Consider the following 17,497-nt stretch of genomic DNA (forward strand, 5'->3'; position numbering starts at 1 on the left):
AAAACTTGTATTTAAAGAGAAGTTCTTCCCAAAAAAACTACTCTATAATGAACTGAACAATATAAGATGATTATTTTAAATCCCTAGTGTACAAAGGTGAAATAATAAGGCATGAGTCACGGTGGGGGACCAGTTCATGCCCTTAAGGCTAGCTAAATAAAGTTTCTACCTTTTTAGGGTTCTTTCATATAGTAGATTCTTTTTATAAAATCGCAATATGTATTTCCACTTTTCCATCAGGATAATACTTTTCAAAATCCAGACTATATTTCCTGTTCAATTTTTTCTCTTCCTCCAGCTGCCATATCTTTTTCCAGGTTTCACCTATGGAATGTTCATCTTGTAAACATTCAAACACCGCGTATTCTTGATCTGGAATGACAAAATTTTCATTCGATACGGGAGTTTCGGTGGCTATAGCTAATGTATAATCTCCACGATAGTTACTTTCGTACTGATGGTATATCCCATATTTCATATCATTTTCAATATTATGATCATTTGTTTTGCTCCAAAGGGATCCGATTTTCTCGAAAAGATTTTTATCGGTAAAATTATTAGTCCTTATTTCGCCAATCAAGTAGACTTCTTTACTCATTAACTAGCAACCCCTTATTTAAATAAATTTGGATACCACAATAATGATATCATAATGATGAAATTTTTTGGAAATTTTTGGCGTTAGTTCTTGGCTTGGAATTTGTGAATTGAACAATACAAAGGTGTTTAAACAGTTAAATAATATGGGGGAACCAATTTATCTTCAGATGTGAATTAGTTGTTTACCCTATGTATTGTATCCAGTGTTTTTTAAATTGGATACAATATATTTAATTTTCAGTATTGTAATCGCTTTATATAGTTGATATAGTTTAAATTGTATCCAATATCGAAAGGTGGACGCTGAATTGGATAATGCTGATTCTAAAAGAGATAAATCAACTATCGTTAAGAATGTAACGAAAAGTCTTAGGAAGGCGATTTTGAATGGGACGTTGAAAAAGGGGGAGCGACTCATCCAAGAGGAGTGGGCCGATCGCCTGGAAGTAAGCAGGATGCCGATTCGTGAAGCCCTTACACAGCTTCAAATGGAAGGGTTGGTGGAAATGGTTCCTCATAAAGGAGCAATCGTCACACCGATTACCCGGGATGATATTGAAGAAATTTATCATACCAGGTCTCTGCTTGAAGGCCTTGCAGTGGAAAAGTCGCTTCCTTATTTAACAAGGGAGGATAAAGAAAAATTAAAGGGAATTTTGATTAAAATGGAAGGGATTCAGTTATCTGATGAAACCAATGAGCATTATATCCTTTTGAATGCGGCTTTTCATGAAACCCTCCGAAAAGGGTGCCCATGGCCAAGGGTTCAAAAAATGGTAGAAACGTTGGGTATCTCACCCATTGCGCCGAATTTGCTGATTGATTATTACCCAGAAACGCAACGGGAACACCGGATGATATATGAAGCGGCACTAAGAGGGGATCCTGCAGAACTAAGGGCAGCAGTAGAATTTCACATCTTACGGACTAAGAACAATTTAATTACGTATATGGAGTTGCTGAATACTAAAAATCATCAATAAAAGGAGTGTTAATTGTGTATGATTTCGCAATTGTTGGCGGGGGAATTGTAGGTTTATCGACGGGAATGGCACTTTATCAGCGTTTTCCTAATGCTAAAGTGGTAGTCATTGAAAAAGAGGCTGTTGTTGCAGATCATCAAACGGGGCATAACAGCGGCGTCATCCATTCAGGAATTTATTATAAACCAGGCAGCTTCAAAGCACGGTTTGCCCGTCAAGGAAGCAAATCAATGACGGAATTCTGCCAGATGCATGGAATTGAACATGATATTTGCGGAAAGGTCATTGTTGCAACAAAACCAGAAGAGTTGCCCCTTCTAGATGATTTATATTCACGCGGTTTGCAAAATGAACTAGCTATACAAAGAATCGGTGTGGATGAATTAAAGGAAATTGAACCACATGTTAATGGACTTGGTGCGATTCGTGTCCCGCAAGCCGGCATCGTCAATTATCGTCAGGTAAGTGAAAAGATGGCGGATATCATCCGAGGCAACGGCGGTGAAATCAAGCTGAATACAAAGGTGGAGAAGATTGACGAGGATTTAGATGAAGTCATCATCGACACGAACAACGGTACAATAAAGGCAAGGGTGGTCATTAATTGCGCTGGATTGCACAGTGACCGTATCGCAGCAGCTGCGGGGTATAAAACTGATATGAAAATTGTCCCGTTTCGCGGTGAGTATTTTAAATTGAAGCCCGAAAAGCGCTTCCTTGTCAATCATTTGATTTATCCGGTACCTAACCCGAAATTTCCATTTCTAGGGGTTCATTTTACGCGGATGATTAGTGGGGAAGTAGATGCCGGTCCAAATGCTGTACTAAGTTTCAAACGGGAAGGTTATAAAAAAACTGACTTCAATGCGAAGGATTTAACTGAAGTTTTAAGCTATAAAGGTTTTTGGAAACTGGCCAGTAAATTCATGAAGGAAGGGATGGATGAATATGTCCGTTCTTTTAGTAAAAAGCAATTTACGAAAAGCCTGCAGGAATTGATTCCGGAAATTCAAGAAGATGATTTAATCCCTGCACCTGCTGGAGTCAGGGCTCAGGCGTTACAGGATGATGGTAATATGGTGGATGATTTTCATATTATAATGGGGAAACGGACCATTCATGTTTGTAATGCACCGTCACCTGCAGCAACAGCCTCCATTGAAATTGGAAAAGAGGTTGTTAACCGCATCCCGGAACAATCGCACTTATTGGAAGCTGTATTGACAAAATAATATTTGTTAAAGAGAGGAAGAAGCCACATGTTCAATGGTAAAACTATTTTCATTGCAGGTCATGCACGTTTGCCTCAAGGGATGGCAGCGAAAAGTGTCTTTGAAACATTGACCATCACTGCAGAAGTCGATGCTAAATATGGGGTTGTCCTGGAGGCTTCTTGTACACTGGCAACAGAGCATGGCCGGGAATTCATTGGGCGTTTATTAAAAGGAATCAGTTTAAATGATGGTGTTGATGACGCGATAGAATCTATTCAATCTTATTATCGGGGGAAAGCTGCAAATGCATTGATTGCTGCCTTGAAGGACCTGGATCTCCATTTTCAGCAAATTAAAGCAGGAGAAAAAACGAAACTACCAAGTTAGTAATGTGATTTTATCAGAATAATATGTTAAAAGTGTTGACAATTTTACGAAAAAACGTTTTAATGGAATTAAGCCAATATTATGACATTAATACCTTTTGGAAAACACCTTTTCAGAATCGTGTAAAGATCATAATGTTTGGAAACAGGAAAAATAAATCTTACATAAACTGCATATTCGCTGTGACTCTATTTGCATAGAGCAGTGAAGTGAATATAAGCCAGTTGTACAGTTGGATCCCTATTTTATTTTATTTGGGGATCATGTGCGACTGGCTTTTTATATTTCCCGTTAACTTTGTCACCTATATTACAAATAACAGGAGGAATTATTCATGAGCATTGCAGAAAAAAAGAGAGCTAAGTTTGAAAGGAAAACAGAAAAATACGAGGTGAAAGTCCACCCTCAATCCAGCCGTTTATATCATATTGAAATTTCAAAAGAGGCAATTGCCGCTTTTTTAGAAACCGTATCGAAGGATAATCAGTCTGTTCAGCATCTGGAATACACACCATATGCAAGACTCATCATTGCTTCATATCTTCTGGATCAAGTGGGGGAAGAATTTGGTGAAGTGCTTCGGAACATCGTTCATGATCGGGAATCCGGCGGCTTCACCCTTGGCTTGGAGGGTGTCACGGAGAATACAGATGAATATGTCATTTTTGCAACGGCCATTTCATACTTGCTCGGAACTCCGAACCATGATGCCATGTCAGGAAAATATTATGCCCGCTTTAGTGTTCAAGACACGGATAGCAGTGATTCATATTTGCGTCAAGCCTATCGTTTATTTACACTTCATACGGACGGCACCTTTGTTGATGAACCAACGGACTGGTTACTGATGATGAAGATGATCGAACAAAATGCCCGCGGTGGCGAATCACGCTTATTACACTTAGACGATTGGAAAGAGCTTGATAAGTATGTAAATCATTCATTATCAAGCCACAAATTCACGTATAAGGCACCGAAAAGCAAGAACATTGATCAGGAAATTGAAAGATTGACTTTCTTTAATCATAATAACCAACCTGGTATATGTTTTATCGATCAATTTGTTTATCCTGAATCAATTGAACAAGCCAAATACTTACGCGATTTATCCAATTCATTAGAAAACGATGAAAGTGTACTAGAACTGGAACTGCCAGTTGGAGATTTAGTTGTCGTCAACAATATATTTTGGCTTCACGGCCGCGCTGCATTTGAAAAAGATCCGAACCTGAATCGTGAATTACTTCGCCAGCGCGGAAGATTCAATCAATAGTTTCATTTTGTAAACCCAAATATTTTTTTCATCCCCAAATACCATTTTTAAGATAAATTCTTTTCAACCCAAAGGTTGGAAAGCAATTTATCTTTTTTTTGAGAGGGTTCAGTTTTACTAATGGATTCAACAAGATTCATAATGCCCCTATGATCGGTGGCAAATCTAAATTTCTGATATACTGATATGGCCAAAATAAATAGAAGAAAGAGGGGATAGTATTTTATGGGGATTGCTAATTTTTCTAATTTTACACGATTTAAGAATTTAATTAATGCTTTACCTGCTGCCTATACAGATGAAATGATACTGAGCGAGCAATTTTTGCTTGAAAGAGATGAAAAGAAAAAGCTCGAAATCTATTACGCACCTTTTGAATATGTAAATGAACGGGCCAAAGTGGTGATTGTCGGAATCACTCCTGGATTACATCAAATGAAAAAATCTTATTCTACAGTAATTAATGCAAAAGGGCACATACATAGTGATGAAGAGGTCCTGCACGAAGTAAAAAAGAGTTCCAGTTTTGAAGGAACGATGAGAAAAAATTTGATTCAAATGTTAGATGAGCTTGGATTACACACATACTTAAACATATCGTCCGCACTGGATCTTTTTAACGAAGCAAGTCACCTCGTTCATACTACCTCTGTTTTAACCTATCCAGTTTTTTATAACGGTAAAAACTACAGCGGAACAACTCCGAACATATTAAAGACCGAGTTGCTTAAAAAAAATATAATGGAAGGCTTTGCTGCCGAAATAGGTACGATCGAAAGCCCGCTTATTATTCCTTTAGGAGTTAATGTTTCCAAGGTCTTAAACTATTTAGCAGGTCAGAATTATTTGGATGCTAACAACATGCTTCTAGGATTTCCTCATCCATCTGGAGGAAATGGTCATCGTCATAAGCAATTTGCAGCAAATAAAGAGCAAATGAAAATGATGTTACAGCACTATTTTTCAAAGGAAATGACGGTTGGTTAAAGAGGTGGCTGTTTGCTCAATTAGGTATTAAAGGACAGGAAACATTTGATTAAGAATTCATATTCATCTATTAGTGTTAAAAGTAAAATTAACTATTTACTAGTGCTATTTTGGAGATTATAATAAGAACAAATGTTCTTTGTTATAGGAGGCATTAACATGGATGAACTAGAGGAATTTTTAAAATCACTTACGATTGAAGAGTTAAAAGTTATTTATGAAGAAGTAAGTGAACCTGATATTAATAAATAAATGAAAAAAATTTGAAATAGAAGAATCTTATTTTTTCATTTCAAGAACAGAATAGTAAATGGATACATTACTTTATTGAATATGATTTAAGTAACTTAACCATCAAGTATGGGACAAAAAGGTATGTATTGTTAATGATGGTTATTTGTGGCTTCAACAATTTCCTTTAGAGAAAAACTGATGCGTATGTAAATATTGTTCAATGGTACATAGATATTTCAATTTGTCATATTTCAACCAAAATGTCCTGTTCGAAAAATTAAAGAATTAAAAAATCAAGGACCCATTACTTGGGCGTCCTAGCTCTGAATACATATCTTTCACCAAGTCATAAATGAAAGTGAAGTCATTGGAAGCCTCATTTTACGAACCAAATGGTTCGCCGGCACCAGTTGATCTCGCTGAATAGAATTATGTTTGGAAGGCATCCCCATCACCTCAAGTTTTAATAGATCTATTTTAAAACAAAAAAAACTGTAGACAAACTCGATTTTCATCGAGTTTGTCTACAGTCTGAATCAAGGACCCATTAAAGGTCCTTGATTTTTTATGAAAAGGACCATTTAAAAAAACTGGTGGTAATTTTCAGATCAGACGAATGATTTGGAGGTTATGTGAAAAGTGCACCTCTTACATCATAATTTTCTATATCGATTTCGATTTTTCTATCAAGTGCGAGGTTTGCCAAAAGGGAACCTATATAGGGGCCCATTGTTAAACCTGAAGCTCCAAGACCATTGGCTACGATTATTCCTTCCCAGTCAGGCAAAGGACCCATGACCGGAAGGAATCCCGGCGTGAATGGACGAAATCCGACCCTTGCTTCAACAAACGTACTATCTGTCAAACCGGGAGCGGTTTGCAAGGCTTTATCGAAAACCTCCTGGAGTCCTCCTGCGGTCATTCGAGTATCGAAAACTTCCGTATTTTCGTGAGTCGCCCCAGCAACGATTTTATTATTATCGAAAGCCAAAAGATATTGATCACTCGGAGGCATGACTACAGGCCAGTCATTCGTATTGTCATTTGGCGTTTCCAGATGAATGATTTGAGCCTTTTGGAAGGTGACTTGAAAATTCACGCCGAGTGGCTTCAGTAATTGCGGTGCCCAAGCGCCAGCACAAACAATCACTTTATCGGCAGATATGAATTCATCTCCAAGTGTTATACCTGTCACTTGTGCACCGTTATAAGTAAGTATGGCCTCACCATACATAAGTTTTGCACCGTTTTTTTGTGATGCCCGCAATAAGGAATCACGTAGTGCGCGTCCATCCACCCGGGCGGCACCACTCACATGAACGGCTGCATATTCACTGGAAAGAGGCGGGAATAAGGCATGTGTTTCCTCTGCGGAAAGTATTTTGATCGTCCCGATCTCCGGTGCATCTTCTTTCCGTTTTGCAGCCCGGTTCTTCATGGCAATGAGTTTATCTTCATCGGTATGTAAACTTATAGCCCCGACCTGGGCATATCCAGTCTCGGTTTCCCCGTCCCGTTCAAGTTCTTCAATTAAACCCGGATAAAAAGCCGCACCATTTTTGGCAAGGAGATACCAAGCTTGGTTGCGTCTTTGCGAAATCCAAGGGCAAACGATTCCTGCAGCTGCAGATGTTGCCTGACCGATATCTTGTCGGTCAATAATGATCACTTCAACCCCATTTTTAGCCAACTGATAGGCAGTGGAAGCTCCCAAAATTCCTGCACCAACTACAATGATTTTTTGCATTATTCAACATCTCATTTCTCTCATATGTATATACGCTTACCACTACTATATCGAAGACACGAAATGATTGCCACAACTGATATTGTAATTTCTTTCACAAAGTTATTTTATCTATAGTGAATATGCTATGATTGATATTGCGAAAGCTTGAAAAGATACTAGGAGGACATATCATGCTAAAAAAACAAATGGAATCATACATATCAAAATTCGTAAAAGAAAACAAGGTTGAGTTGTTTAAAGAAGAAAAGGATTATGTAGAAAAGCATAAATTAATCGCCGAAGATATCATTTTAGTGGAAAAAGAAAATGCATCCCGTTTTACAGATGCTTATATGGAGCGCAGTAATAAAGAGAGCGAAGAATTAATCTCTGAAGAGAACTCTGAATTTTTATCACAACCGATCGAGTATTTGAAAAATAACAAAGATGAGTTCCTTTACTTTGAATCACAATGGTTCGAATTAATCGGCGTTGAGGCACTTTCTTTAGAAGTCGATGATGTTTTTGGTACGTATAACGCGATGTTCGGACTAAAATTCCAGAAAAAAATGGGAGAAGTTTTAAAAACGTATTTAACTAAGGAACTTCAAGCAGAAATTGGTTCGTTCAGTTTAATGTTTAACCAGGGCGACGGGCTATGGGATGTGAATTTAGCCTTGGATAACGTAAAAGGATTCCGAGAAGACATGACATTAGAGGAAGCTTTTAATTTAATCTATCATTTTCTTTTTATCCTTGTTCAAACAATCGAGGAAGATATGTAAAACGAGGTGCCGCCATAAATTTTAATGGCGGTTTTTTTATTTCTTGATTTAACCAATGCCCCTAGGCTTTGCTTCTGGATTTTAATCGCTGGCTCTGGATATTGATAAAAGGAACTTGAAAGAATTCGTCGAATTGATTAATGATATACATTTATTTAATAAACTTAAATGTTTTGTTTTTAGCAATTTCGATTTTTTGTTTTATGTAAATGAAGTTACATCGGAAGGGGAAGTTATACTTGCTGAATGAACTGAAAGTTACTCAAGTTACCATTCCATTGCCTTTTAGGTTGGACCATGTCCATTGTTTCCTAGCGGAAGGTGAAAAAGGGTGGAAAATCATTGATGCGGGATTAAATAACAAAACGACAAGGGATTTATGGAACCCAATTATCGAAAAACACGATATTTCCGATATTATCATCACCCATTATCACCCAGATCATTTCGGTTATGCAGGGACATTACAACAATTAACCGGTGCGGATGTTTGGATGACACAAGTGGATGAACATGCGGGAACTACGTATTGGGAAGCGGATTCGCTGAATCTGCTTAAAGAAAATTATAAAGCATGTGGCATGGAAGACGATTTATCCGTGGCCTTATCCAGTGACGAAAGCGGATTCATGCCACAAGTAAAACCCTATCCTACCGTAAATCATCATCTTGAAGAAAGAATGAAACTGCATTTTGGCAAATATGAGTATGAAGTGATTTTCACGCCGGGACATTCTGATGGCTTGATTTCCTTATACAATAAGGAAAAAAGTGTCCTTTTTTCGACAGATCATATATTGCCAAGGATATCTCCAAATATTTCTTATTGGTTTAAAGGTTTCAGCAACCCATTGGAAGAGTTTTTTAATTCTTTGAAAAAAATACAAAAGCTGGACGTTGAATATGTCATCCCTTCACATGGGAAACCGTTTCAAAATGCCAATAAAAGAATTGTTGAATTGTTGGATCACCATCAGGACCGTTTGCATGTTATTCATGAAAACATGAAAGAGCCGATTTCAGTAAATAGTGCTTGCCAGATCTTATTTAGAAATCTGTCCATTCACGAGACCAGGTTTGCTGTTGGTGAAACATTGGCACACCTAGAATACCTTCTTTTAAATGACCAGTGCAGAAAGTTTAAACGTGATGGCAAATGGTATTATCAATCCATCTGATATTTTGAATTTATAACGTATCGAAACTGATTTTAGCTCATGTCGTCTAAAACGGCTTATATTGCTGCAGCTTATGTTTATTATCGATATGGGGAGCCAATGGGGAAGGAAAAACTAGAAGCAGGGGGATATTCGATTACATGCCTGATACATTTTTGCATCCTATAATGGCTTCATTGATTGTTAAAAAAACCACCGCCCATTTAAACTTGGGCGGTGGTTTTTTCATTGCCTAGATCCTATTTGTCCATTAACTTCTTTCATAATATCTTCAAGGGATGTGACAATTCCTTTATCGTCCTTATAGCTAATGTGCTTAGGTTGAAAATGGATAGGCGAATCTAAACCAGCAGCGGCTGAGATTCGAAATAATCCTTTTCTAAGGGTTACAAGAAAGTTAACCACGCGGTATTTCTTTTCATCGATGACAAGCGCTTTTTGCAATTCCGGATCAGTGGTGGCTACCCCGACAGGACAAGCATTGGAATGGCATTTCATCGTCTGTATACATCCTATCGCAATCATGAAACCTCGAGCTATGTTTACAAGGTCTGCTCCCATGGCTAGGGCTATCGCAATTCTATCAGGCGTGAACAATTTACCGGAGGCGATGATTTTAACCCGATTGCGTACACCGTATTTTTCCAATGTCGATACTAAAATCGGCAAAGCGGATTTTATCGGCAATCCTACGCTATCGATCAATTCCTGATAAGATGCACCCGTGCCGCCTTCACCGCCATCCAATGAAATGAAATCCGGACCTTTCCCGGTTTCTTTCATGTAGCTAGCAAGCTCTTCAACACTGTCAGTGCCGCCGATGACCATTTTGATGCCGACCGGGATTCCTGTATGTTCCCTGATTTTTTCGATAAAATCGCACATGGATTTTACGTCATTGTATTGATGAAACCGATTCGGACTATCAATTGCTTTGTACGGAATGACCTTACGGATTTCAGCGATTTCGGGATTCACTTTTTCAGCATCGATATGCCCTCCGCGAGTTTTGGCGCCTTGAGCCAATTTGATTTCAAATGCTTTGATTTCGGGTATTTCACTTTTTCTTTTTAACTCATCCCAATCCATTTCACCGGTACTATCACGAACTCCAAACATGGCTGGACCGATTTGCATGATTATATCGACACCGCCGATTAGATGATAAGGAGATAGTCCGCCTTCACCTGTATTCATCCATGTGCCTTTTGCTGCAGCCAATCCCTCAGAAAGCGCAGTGATTGCGTTCTTACCCAAAGAGCCATAACTCATGGCAGACATGCCGATAAGACCTTTTAGTCGAAAGGGATTCTTAGTGTTTGGGCCGATGATTACGGCATCCTCATCATCCAATAAGAATGCAGAGGATACTTCATCTTCCCATTTTTCTTCTCGTTGTGAGAAAAGCGGGTCTTTCAATAGAATGTATCTTTTAGTCGTCACTTTAGTTTCACGATCATATTTTTCTTCTTCGGCCAATTTTGGAAACATGCTATTTTTAACAAAGAAGCCTTCTTCATCAAAATCCCGTTTTGAACCAAAACCAATGACATCCCGTAAATATTTTGAACTTTTTACCATATGTTCATAGTCATCGCGGGAAAAGGGTTTTCCTTCGTTATCACTGTTAAACCAATATTGCCGCATCTCAGGTCCGATTTTTTCCAGAAAGTATCGTATTCTCCCAAGCACGGGGTAATTCCTTAAAATTGCATGATGCTTCTGCATGCGATCAAAGAAAATCATATAAAGTAATAGTAAGACCAAAACGATGATAATGATGGAAATTACGGTAAATCCAAGGATAATTAAAAGATTTGCGATAGCACCCATTCAATCCCTCCTGATATGCAAAAAAATCATGTATTTTTAATCTACTCGGTAATTCGATCAATTATACAGAATTCCAATGCAAGATCTTAATAGGAATAAAACGTAGGCAGACTTGTTCTCACAACATCTTTCAAATTCTCCTTTTCGATTGGCTTACCCAAATGGCTAACTGTAAAGTTATGGCATCATGCAGCACCTGTGGATTATATCCGGTAATGTCCTTGATTTTTTTTAATCGGTATATAAGGGAATTACGATGGATATACATTCTTTTTGCACATTCCCCAATATTTAAGTTACTAAGAAAAAATTGTTGCAGAGTCTCAATCAACTTTTCGGATAAGCTGCCTAAAATTCTTTCCTGAAATTGCTGTTTCGTCCGCTCATCTATCCTTTCCAACAGTGCTTTTGTTTCCACATCAGTATATCTAGTTAAAGCTTGATTGGCTTCACCTAGTAAAAGTGCCGCTTCAGCTTCGCGGAAAGAGTGGACGATGTATGATTCCTTATCCACCATAGAGCCCAAACCGATTCGTATAACGAAGCCTTTTGCTTTTAATTGTTTGATGGCTGAATCCAGTCTTTTGTCAATGTTATTTCCGCTAAGCGCCGTAGTGAGAATGAAAACCCGATTCACATTCAGGAACCCAACAAGGGCTTGCTGGGAACCAAAAACAGTTTCAGTCATTTGAATCAGCTCATTCTTATTTAACGGATTTAATTTCATTTCCATTACCCCCACTTGATAGGGAGGTTCTAATTTCATTCCAATCAGTTCAAGTCTCTGATCAATCGAATGCTGATTGATATCTTCCTTTAATAAGTCTTCAAATACCAATTCTTTTAAGTGTTGTTTCCATTCGAGTTGTTCCGCCATAAAAGCTTGATGAAGCATCATTTCCGTTATCATTTTCACCAATTCACCGAATTCCAAAAGTTCAGTCGGATCTCCGGTGATCCCGATGACACCTATAATTACATTTTGAAAATTAATAGGCAAATTAATTCCAGGAAAGACACCTACCCATTGATGACGATCATTTTCGTGAATGATTAAAGGCTTTCCCGTTTTCAGCACTTCCATTGCTCCTAAATGCAATTGGTCGATGCGTTTATGATTTCCGGAAGCGATGATGATTCCTTTATCATCCATAATATTAATATTTCTGTTAAGTCTATTGGTGGTTTGTTTGACAATTTCCATTGCAATTTCTTGGGTCAGCATTCAAGTCATCCTTCTAGAGTTTTTTTATTTGCTAACAGAATGGTGATCATATTTCATGCAAACAAGCTATGATTTTTCATGTAAAGGGGGATTGTCGATAGTTTAAGCCTTTAGCTATCTTATACTTTAGGAAAATGGGAAAATAACAGAAAACTTTCCAGAAAGATCATTTTTTCTATATAGTATAGCCAAAAAAGTCCAATATGTCATACTAATTTTCGTTTAGAATGAACGATGATTAAAATATTTCTGAAGATTATAATTAAATTGATATAAAAATATATTCAAAGGGGAACTGAGCATGAAAATTGTTATTGCACCAGATTCCTATAAAGGAAGTTTATCAGCAACAGAAGCTTCAAAAGCTATTGAGCGAGGAGTCAGGAAGGCACTGCCGGATGCGGAGACAGTATTGGTTCCTGCGGCGGATGGCGGGGAAGGCACGATGGATAGTCTTGTAGCAGCTACAAATGGTCGAAAAGTTGAAGTGACCGTTAAAGGACCTTTACTTAAAGATGTTCAGGCAGCATATGCAATCTTGGGCGATCAAAAAACTTGTGTGATTGAAATGGCTAGTGCATCTGGTCTTTGCCTTGTCGATCCAGCTGAGTTGAATCCATTGATCACTACTTCATACGGGACAGGGGAGCTTATTCAAAAAGCATTGAATGATGGCTGTCGAAAGTTCATTTTAGCGATTGGTGGAAGCGCTACCAACGATGGCGGTGTCGGTATGCTCCAGGCTTTAGGAATGAAGGTGTTTGATGAAGAAGGTAAAACTCTGGGATACGGAGGTGCCGAATTATCACGGATATCAAACATTAATACGGAGGATTTTGATTCCAGAATAGCGGATTCCGAATTTTTGATTGCCTCGGATGTCCAAAATCCGTTAGTCGGTCCTGTTGGGGCATCAAGGGTATTCGGACCTCAAAAAGGGGCGACTCCTGACATGGTTGAAATGCTTGATAAAGCTTTATCATCATGGGCTGATTTGGTGGAAATCAAAACAGGCATACACTTGCATGATAAAGCAGGTGCTGGTGCTGCAGGAGGAATTGGAGGTGCATTTCAAGCCTTTTTCCGTGCAGAAACAAAAAGGGGCATCGATATTGTCATGGAGTATACGAAACTGGGTGAAAAATTGTCCGGTGCCGATTGTGTCTTTACCGGTGAGGGCCAAATCGATTACCAGACTGCTTCAGGCAAAACACCCATGGGAGTTGCACAAGAAGCCAAAAAGCATGGTATTCCGGTATTTGTTTTGGCTGGATCGATCGGAACAGGTATTGAAGTTTTATATGACCACGGAATAACGAGTGTTCATAGTTTGGTGAACGCTCCCATGAATTTAAAGGAAGCTATGGAAAGAGGAGCTGAATTGTTGGAAGTTTCAGCCGAACAAGTAATGCGGGCTTTTTTGGCAACGATCAAAAATAGGGGGTAATTTTATGTTATTTATTGTTTTGGCCATCGGCGTGTTCTTAATTGTTTTTGCGACAACTAAATTCAAGCTGCATCCGTTCTTATCGCTTCTAATGGGCACTTTATTTGTGGGCTTTGCTTCCGGAATGCCTCTGGATCAGATTGTTGAGAATATTAACGGCGGTTTTGGCGGATTGATGACGAGCATTGGACTTGTAATCGTTTTCGGTACAATAATCGGAACCATTTTGGAAAAGGCCGGGGCCGCATTGCGAATGGCCGAAGTCGTATTGAGGATTGTCGGTCCTAAAAGACCGCAGCTTGCCATGAGTATGATTGGCTTTATCGTATCAATACCCGTTTTTTGCGATTCAGGTTTCGTTATTTTATCGAGCTTAAGAAAAGCATTGGCAAGACGCGCAAAAGTAGCGGTTGCTTCCATGTCAGTTGCACTTGCAACTGGTTTGTATGCAACACATACACTTGTTCCTCCAACTCCAGGGCCAATTGCGGCAGCCGGGAATATCGGAGCGGACGGATACTTGGGGACTGTCATTTTGATAGGTCTTATTACGGCCATTCCAGCTGCACTTGCTGGTTATATATGGTCAATGAAAGTAGCGACCAAGATTGAAGTTGAAGATGACCGAAGTGACCTGGATTACGATTATGATGAAATTGTCCGTTCATTCGGCAAGATGCCTTCTGCCTTACAATCATTTTTACCGATCGTTTTACCGATTGTCCTGATTGGAGCCAGTTCTGTATTAACGCTCTTTGGGACGGAAGGGGGGATTGCCGCATTTTTCGTATTCTTGGGCCAGCCGGTCATCGCATTGCTCGTCGGAGTAATTTCCGCTTTGACATTGCTGCCTAAGTATGATGAAGAAACATTAACAAACTGGATAGGAGCCGCCTTATTGGATGCTGCGCCAATTTTATTGATTACCGGGGCGGGCGGAGCATTTGGTACCGTCATTAAAAATACGGGGATTGCAGACATCATCCAAAGTTGGGATATGGGCAGCATCTTTAGCGGTTCCTTGTTCCTGTTGGTCCCGTTCCTAATTGCTGCTGGGTTGAAAACGGCCCAGGGTTCTTCAACAGCATCACTGGTCATCACTTCATCTTTGATTGCCCCCATGCTTCCAACGTTGGGTATTGAAGGGGCTGTTCCTCTTGCATTGGTAGTCATGGCTGTTGGAGCAGGTGCGATGACAGTAAGCCATGTAAATGATAGCTTCTTCTGGGTGGTCACCCAATTTAGCGGGATGAAAGTGACGGATGCCTATAAAGCTCAAACAATGGCAACCTTAATACAAGGAGTGGTCACGATTATCACGACGATGATATTGTGGGTCATTCTTGTGTAATATTAATATTGGCAAAACGGAGAGGCGTGAACCGCTTCTCTTTTTTATGCTTTAAATAGAATATATTTTCATTTTTATGGTGTTGTAAGAACTAAAATAGTGTATGATGCATAGTATAAGGTATGGTGTACGTCACATAGTATAGGGAAGAGGTGATTGGATGAGCACTTTACTGAATTCATTAACCACTGAGCTGCGCAGAGGCACTTTGACGTTAGCTGTTCTGAGTCAGCTCAAAACCCCTCAGTATGGGTACTCGCTTGTCCAGCGTTTAGAGAAGTCGGGAATTACCATTGATCAAAGTACTTTATATCCTTTACTTCGCCGCCTGGAAAAACAAGAATTGGTGACCAGCAGCTGGGATACTTCTGAAAGTAGACCGCGCAAGTACTATTCTTTAAGTGATTATGGGGGGGAAATCTTCACTCAGTTAAAGGAGGAATGGGAAAAAACTTCTCAAGAGCTTTATATATTATTAAAAGGAGAGGGAGAAGATGGAGCTGATTGAACTTTATATTCAGGAAGTGACCCGCAGGCTTCCTGAAAAAAACCGTGAGGATATTGGGCTTGAGCTTCAATCTACAATCGCAGATATGCTTCCGGAGTATCATACGGAGCAAGACGTGAAAGCGGTTCTTTTAAAATTAGGAGATCCGGTTACACTGGCAAGTGGTTATCGCGATCGGCCGATGCATCTGATTGGACCGCGTTATTATGATTTTTATATCAATCTGTTGAAAATGATTTTACCAATTGCTGCAGTCATTTCACTGATTGGATTAGTAGGGGATAATCCGTTTCGGGAAATGGGGGATAATACGGTTATGGATGCGATTTTCACCATAATCGGGAAAGCGATAGCAGGTATCATCAGTACAGGTATCCAAGTGTTTTTCTGGCTGACGCTCTCATTTGCCATTTTAGAACGCATGGATACTTCAAAAGATCAGTCGCCTTTAACCAAAGACTTGAAACCATGGACACCGGAAAACCTAAAAGATATTCCGAACATTTCAAAGCAAAAAGCGATACCCATGATCGAGATATTTGCAAGTTTGTTAGGTCTTTCTGTATTTGCGGCCCTTTATTTCAATGCAGCAAACCTGTTAGGCGTCTATGAAAAAAGAAATGACAGTCTCATTTTCGTGACACCTTCTTTTAATCAAGAGGTATTGAATACCTATTGGCTGCCGGTATCTTGCGTCGTTATCATTGGGGTTCTCTTGGCTATTTATAAATTATTTTTAAGGCAATGGACCCTGAAATTAGCTATATTCCATGCTATATACCAGCTGTTGTCCACTCTGACCTTCATCATCATCATCAGTAATCCTAATTTATTCAACCCCGAATTCATTGCATACCAAAAAACTCTATTTTCAATCGTTGAATGGAAAACCTCGATTTACTGGGGTCTCATACTCATCACAATCTTTTTTGCCGCCTATGATTCATATCAAGGCTTCCGAAAGGCAAAAATCCGTTAAGGCACAGCAACCTAGCTGTGTTTTTTTATTTTAAAGTTCCATGATGTGAAAAGATTTCTTAAGATAAAAGGGAAAACAGAAAAACACCTCATATGGAATATAGTTTTTAACCAACTATATGGCATATGAGGCGTTACATTTAAACCAATTTTTTATTGAACTGCATCGAACTGATTGACTTTCCAAGTGGATCCGGATTTATAAAAGGTAACCGTTCTTTTTACTGACTCACCGTCGACTGTAGGTACAGTTAAGTTGTAGGATCTAACGTTCAGTTTTTGATAAACCAATTTAATTTTTGCTTTTCTCCACTCTAACATGCTGAAGCCGTCTCCGATTGGACGGGCTAATTTCCCTTTATGGGTAATGTAATTATATTTGGTCAGCCCTTTTTCAACTGCATTATTAGTAAATGTCTCTGCTAAGTAGGTAGTCAATTTATTTTTTGTATTAAACTCTTGGCAAAGGTATGAATACTCTGTCCCTTTATAATTGAAAGTTTTTTGTGAACATGAACGGGTTTTATATCCATGTAAAGCATTCCAAAAATGTTTGCTGGCATTATCGGCTATCTTTAATGCATTTGCATCTGACAAATTCTGTGATGTCGTTTTTGCGGTAACCTGACCACTTAGAGTGAAAAATAAAATGATAATGGATAATAGCATACCTAAAAATTTTTTCATAATTAATCTCCCCAATCCCTAATAGGATACTTATGTAACGAAAGTTTAATAAATATTACAATTGTTACATTTATATTACAACATGATTGGCGTAAGTA

16 protein-coding genes are annotated in these 17,497 nt (G+C 38.8%); 11 read left to right on the top strand and 5 right to left on the bottom strand.

Annotation, left to right across the window (positions count from 1 at the left end; genetic code table 11):
• Positions 1 to 202: 202 nt before the first annotated feature.
• The gene (locus V3595_RS05375) at positions 203 to 598 is read right to left on the bottom strand and encodes a GyrI-like domain-containing protein (protein ID WP_485905812.1); all 396 of its coding nucleotides are present in this window, start codon (positions 596 to 598) and stop codon (positions 203 to 205) included.
• A 310-nt stretch (positions 599 to 908) separates the two neighbouring features.
• On the opposite strand from V3595_RS05375, the gene V3595_RS05380 reads away from it, so the two are divergent.
• From V3595_RS05380 to V3595_RS05400, 5 genes are all read left to right on the top strand, one after another.
• Positions 909 to 1,583: a GntR family transcriptional regulator gene (locus tag V3595_RS05380; protein ID WP_485905814.1), complete on the top strand. Its 675-nt coding sequence runs from the start codon at positions 909 to 911 to the stop codon at positions 1,581 to 1,583.
• A gap of 14 nt (positions 1,584 to 1,597) precedes the next feature.
• The gene (lhgO, locus tag V3595_RS05385; protein WP_402905491.1) at positions 1,598 to 2,815 is read left to right on the top strand and encodes an L-2-hydroxyglutarate oxidase; all 1,218 of its coding nucleotides are present in this window, start codon (positions 1,598 to 1,600) and stop codon (positions 2,813 to 2,815) included.
• 27 nt (positions 2,816 to 2,842) lie between these two features.
• Positions 2,843 to 3,184, top strand: a complete 342-nt coding sequence (locus V3595_RS05390; protein WP_251438000.1) for a DUF3870 domain-containing protein — start codon at positions 2,843 to 2,845, stop codon at positions 3,182 to 3,184.
• 334 nt (positions 3,185 to 3,518) lie between these two features.
• On the top strand, positions 3,519 to 4,457 hold the full coding sequence (gene glaH / locus V3595_RS05395) for a glutarate dioxygenase GlaH (RefSeq protein ID WP_485905816.1): 939 nt from the start codon (positions 3,519 to 3,521) through the stop codon (positions 4,455 to 4,457).
• A 225-nt stretch (positions 4,458 to 4,682) separates the two neighbouring features.
• Positions 4,683 to 5,444, top strand: coding sequence for a uracil-DNA glycosylase family protein (locus V3595_RS05400; protein WP_485905817.1), 762 nt, complete (start codon positions 4,683 to 4,685; stop codon positions 5,442 to 5,444).
• An 862-nt stretch (positions 5,445 to 6,306) separates the two neighbouring features.
• Here the strand turns inward: V3595_RS05400 and V3595_RS05405 are convergent.
• Positions 6,307 to 7,425, bottom strand: a complete 1,119-nt coding sequence (locus V3595_RS05405; RefSeq protein WP_485905819.1) for an NAD(P)/FAD-dependent oxidoreductase — start codon at positions 7,423 to 7,425, stop codon at positions 6,307 to 6,309.
• Positions 7,426 to 7,598: 173 nt separating this feature from the next.
• Here V3595_RS05405 and V3595_RS05410 point away from each other — a divergent pair, with 173 nt between their 5' ends.
• Positions 7,599 to 8,192: a branched-chain amino acid aminotransferase gene (locus V3595_RS05410; protein ID WP_485905820.1), complete on the top strand. Its 594-nt coding sequence runs from the start codon at positions 7,599 to 7,601 to the stop codon at positions 8,190 to 8,192.
• A gap of 239 nt (positions 8,193 to 8,431) precedes the next feature.
• Positions 8,432 to 9,370, top strand: coding sequence for an MBL fold metallo-hydrolase (locus V3595_RS05415; RefSeq protein WP_485905821.1), 939 nt, complete (start codon positions 8,432 to 8,434; stop codon positions 9,368 to 9,370).
• A 225-nt stretch (positions 9,371 to 9,595) separates the two neighbouring features.
• Here the strand turns inward: V3595_RS05415 and V3595_RS05420 are convergent, their stop codons facing one another.
• Positions 9,596 to 11,203, bottom strand: a complete 1,608-nt coding sequence (locus V3595_RS05420) for an FMN-binding glutamate synthase family protein (protein ID WP_485905823.1) — start codon at positions 11,201 to 11,203, stop codon at positions 9,596 to 9,598.
• A 130-nt stretch (positions 11,204 to 11,333) separates the two neighbouring features.
• Positions 11,334 to 12,428: a CdaR family transcriptional regulator gene (locus V3595_RS05425; RefSeq protein ID WP_485905825.1), complete on the bottom strand. Its 1,095-nt coding sequence runs from the start codon at positions 12,426 to 12,428 to the stop codon at positions 11,334 to 11,336.
• 301 nt (positions 12,429 to 12,729) lie between these two features.
• Here V3595_RS05425 and V3595_RS05430 point away from each other — a divergent pair, with 301 nt between their 5' ends.
• The 4 genes from V3595_RS05430 to V3595_RS05445 all read left to right on the top strand — a co-directional run bounded on the left by V3595_RS05430 (position 12,730) and on the right by V3595_RS05445 (position 16,713).
• On the top strand, positions 12,730 to 13,875 hold the full coding sequence (locus tag V3595_RS05430) for a glycerate kinase (protein WP_485905827.1): 1,146 nt from the start codon (positions 12,730 to 12,732) through the stop codon (positions 13,873 to 13,875).
• A 4-nt stretch (positions 13,876 to 13,879) separates the two neighbouring features.
• Positions 13,880 to 15,226, top strand: a complete 1,347-nt coding sequence (locus tag V3595_RS05435) for a GntP family permease (RefSeq protein WP_485905829.1) — start codon at positions 13,880 to 13,882, stop codon at positions 15,224 to 15,226.
• Positions 15,227 to 15,386: 160 nt separating this feature from the next.
• Complete coding sequence (locus V3595_RS05440; RefSeq protein WP_034306796.1) at positions 15,387 to 15,734, top strand: PadR family transcriptional regulator; 348 nt, start codon at positions 15,387 to 15,389, stop codon at positions 15,732 to 15,734.
• The gene (locus V3595_RS05445) at positions 15,721 to 16,713 is read left to right on the top strand and encodes an HAAS signaling domain-containing protein (protein WP_485905831.1); all 993 of its coding nucleotides are present in this window, start codon (positions 15,721 to 15,723) and stop codon (positions 16,711 to 16,713) included. The genes V3595_RS05440 and V3595_RS05445 overlap by 14 nt, the downstream gene beginning before the upstream one ends.
• Positions 16,714 to 16,865: 152 nt before the next feature.
• On the opposite strand, the gene V3595_RS05450 is transcribed toward V3595_RS05445, so the two are convergent.
• Entirely contained in the window at positions 16,866 to 17,399 is a 534-nt protein-coding gene (locus V3595_RS05450; RefSeq protein WP_485905833.1) for an IseA DL-endopeptidase inhibitor family protein, read from the bottom strand.
• Positions 17,400 to 17,497: the final 98 nt, after the last annotated feature.

The sequence above is a fragment of the Bacillus sp. CFBP9009 genome, assembly GCF_036541465.1.
Taxonomy (GTDB): domain Bacteria; phylum Bacillota; class Bacilli; order Bacillales; family DSM-1321; genus Peribacillus.

What these genes read in the sequence shown, in the direction of transcription:
- V3595_RS05375 (WP_485905812.1), bottom strand. Translation starts at nt 598, where the DNA reads ATGAGTAAAGAAGTCTACTTGATTGGCGAAATAAGGACTAATAATTTT.
- V3595_RS05390 (WP_251438000.1), top strand. Translation starts at nt 2,843, where the DNA reads ATGTTCAATGGTAAAACTATTTTCATTGCAGGTCATGCACGTTTGCCT.
- glaH (WP_485905816.1), top strand. Translation starts at nt 3,519, where the DNA reads ATGAGCATTGCAGAAAAAAAGAGAGCTAAGTTTGAAAGGAAAACAGAA.
- V3595_RS05400 (WP_485905817.1), top strand. Translation starts at nt 4,683, where the DNA reads ATGGGGATTGCTAATTTTTCTAATTTTACACGATTTAAGAATTTAATT.
- V3595_RS05405 (WP_485905819.1), bottom strand. Translation starts at nt 7,425, where the DNA reads ATGCAAAAAATCATTGTAGTTGGTGCAGGAATTTTGGGAGCTTCCACT.
- V3595_RS05410 (WP_485905820.1), top strand. Translation starts at nt 7,599, where the DNA reads ATGCTAAAAAAACAAATGGAATCATACATATCAAAATTCGTAAAAGAA.
- V3595_RS05420 (WP_485905823.1), bottom strand. Translation starts at nt 11,203, where the DNA reads ATGGGTGCTATCGCAAATCTTTTAATTATCCTTGGATTTACCGTAATT.
- V3595_RS05425 (WP_485905825.1), bottom strand. Translation starts at nt 12,428, where the DNA reads ATGCTGACCCAAGAAATTGCAATGGAAATTGTCAAACAAACCACCAAT.
- V3595_RS05430 (WP_485905827.1), top strand. Translation starts at nt 12,730, where the DNA reads ATGAAAATTGTTATTGCACCAGATTCCTATAAAGGAAGTTTATCAGCA.
- V3595_RS05435 (WP_485905829.1), top strand. Translation starts at nt 13,880, where the DNA reads ATGTTATTTATTGTTTTGGCCATCGGCGTGTTCTTAATTGTTTTTGCG.
- V3595_RS05440 (WP_034306796.1), top strand. Translation starts at nt 15,387, where the DNA reads ATGAGCACTTTACTGAATTCATTAACCACTGAGCTGCGCAGAGGCACT.
- V3595_RS05445 (WP_485905831.1), top strand. Translation starts at nt 15,721, where the DNA reads ATGGAGCTGATTGAACTTTATATTCAGGAAGTGACCCGCAGGCTTCCT.
- V3595_RS05450 (WP_485905833.1), bottom strand. Translation starts at nt 17,399, where the DNA reads ATGAAAAAATTTTTAGGTATGCTATTATCCATTATCATTTTATTTTTC.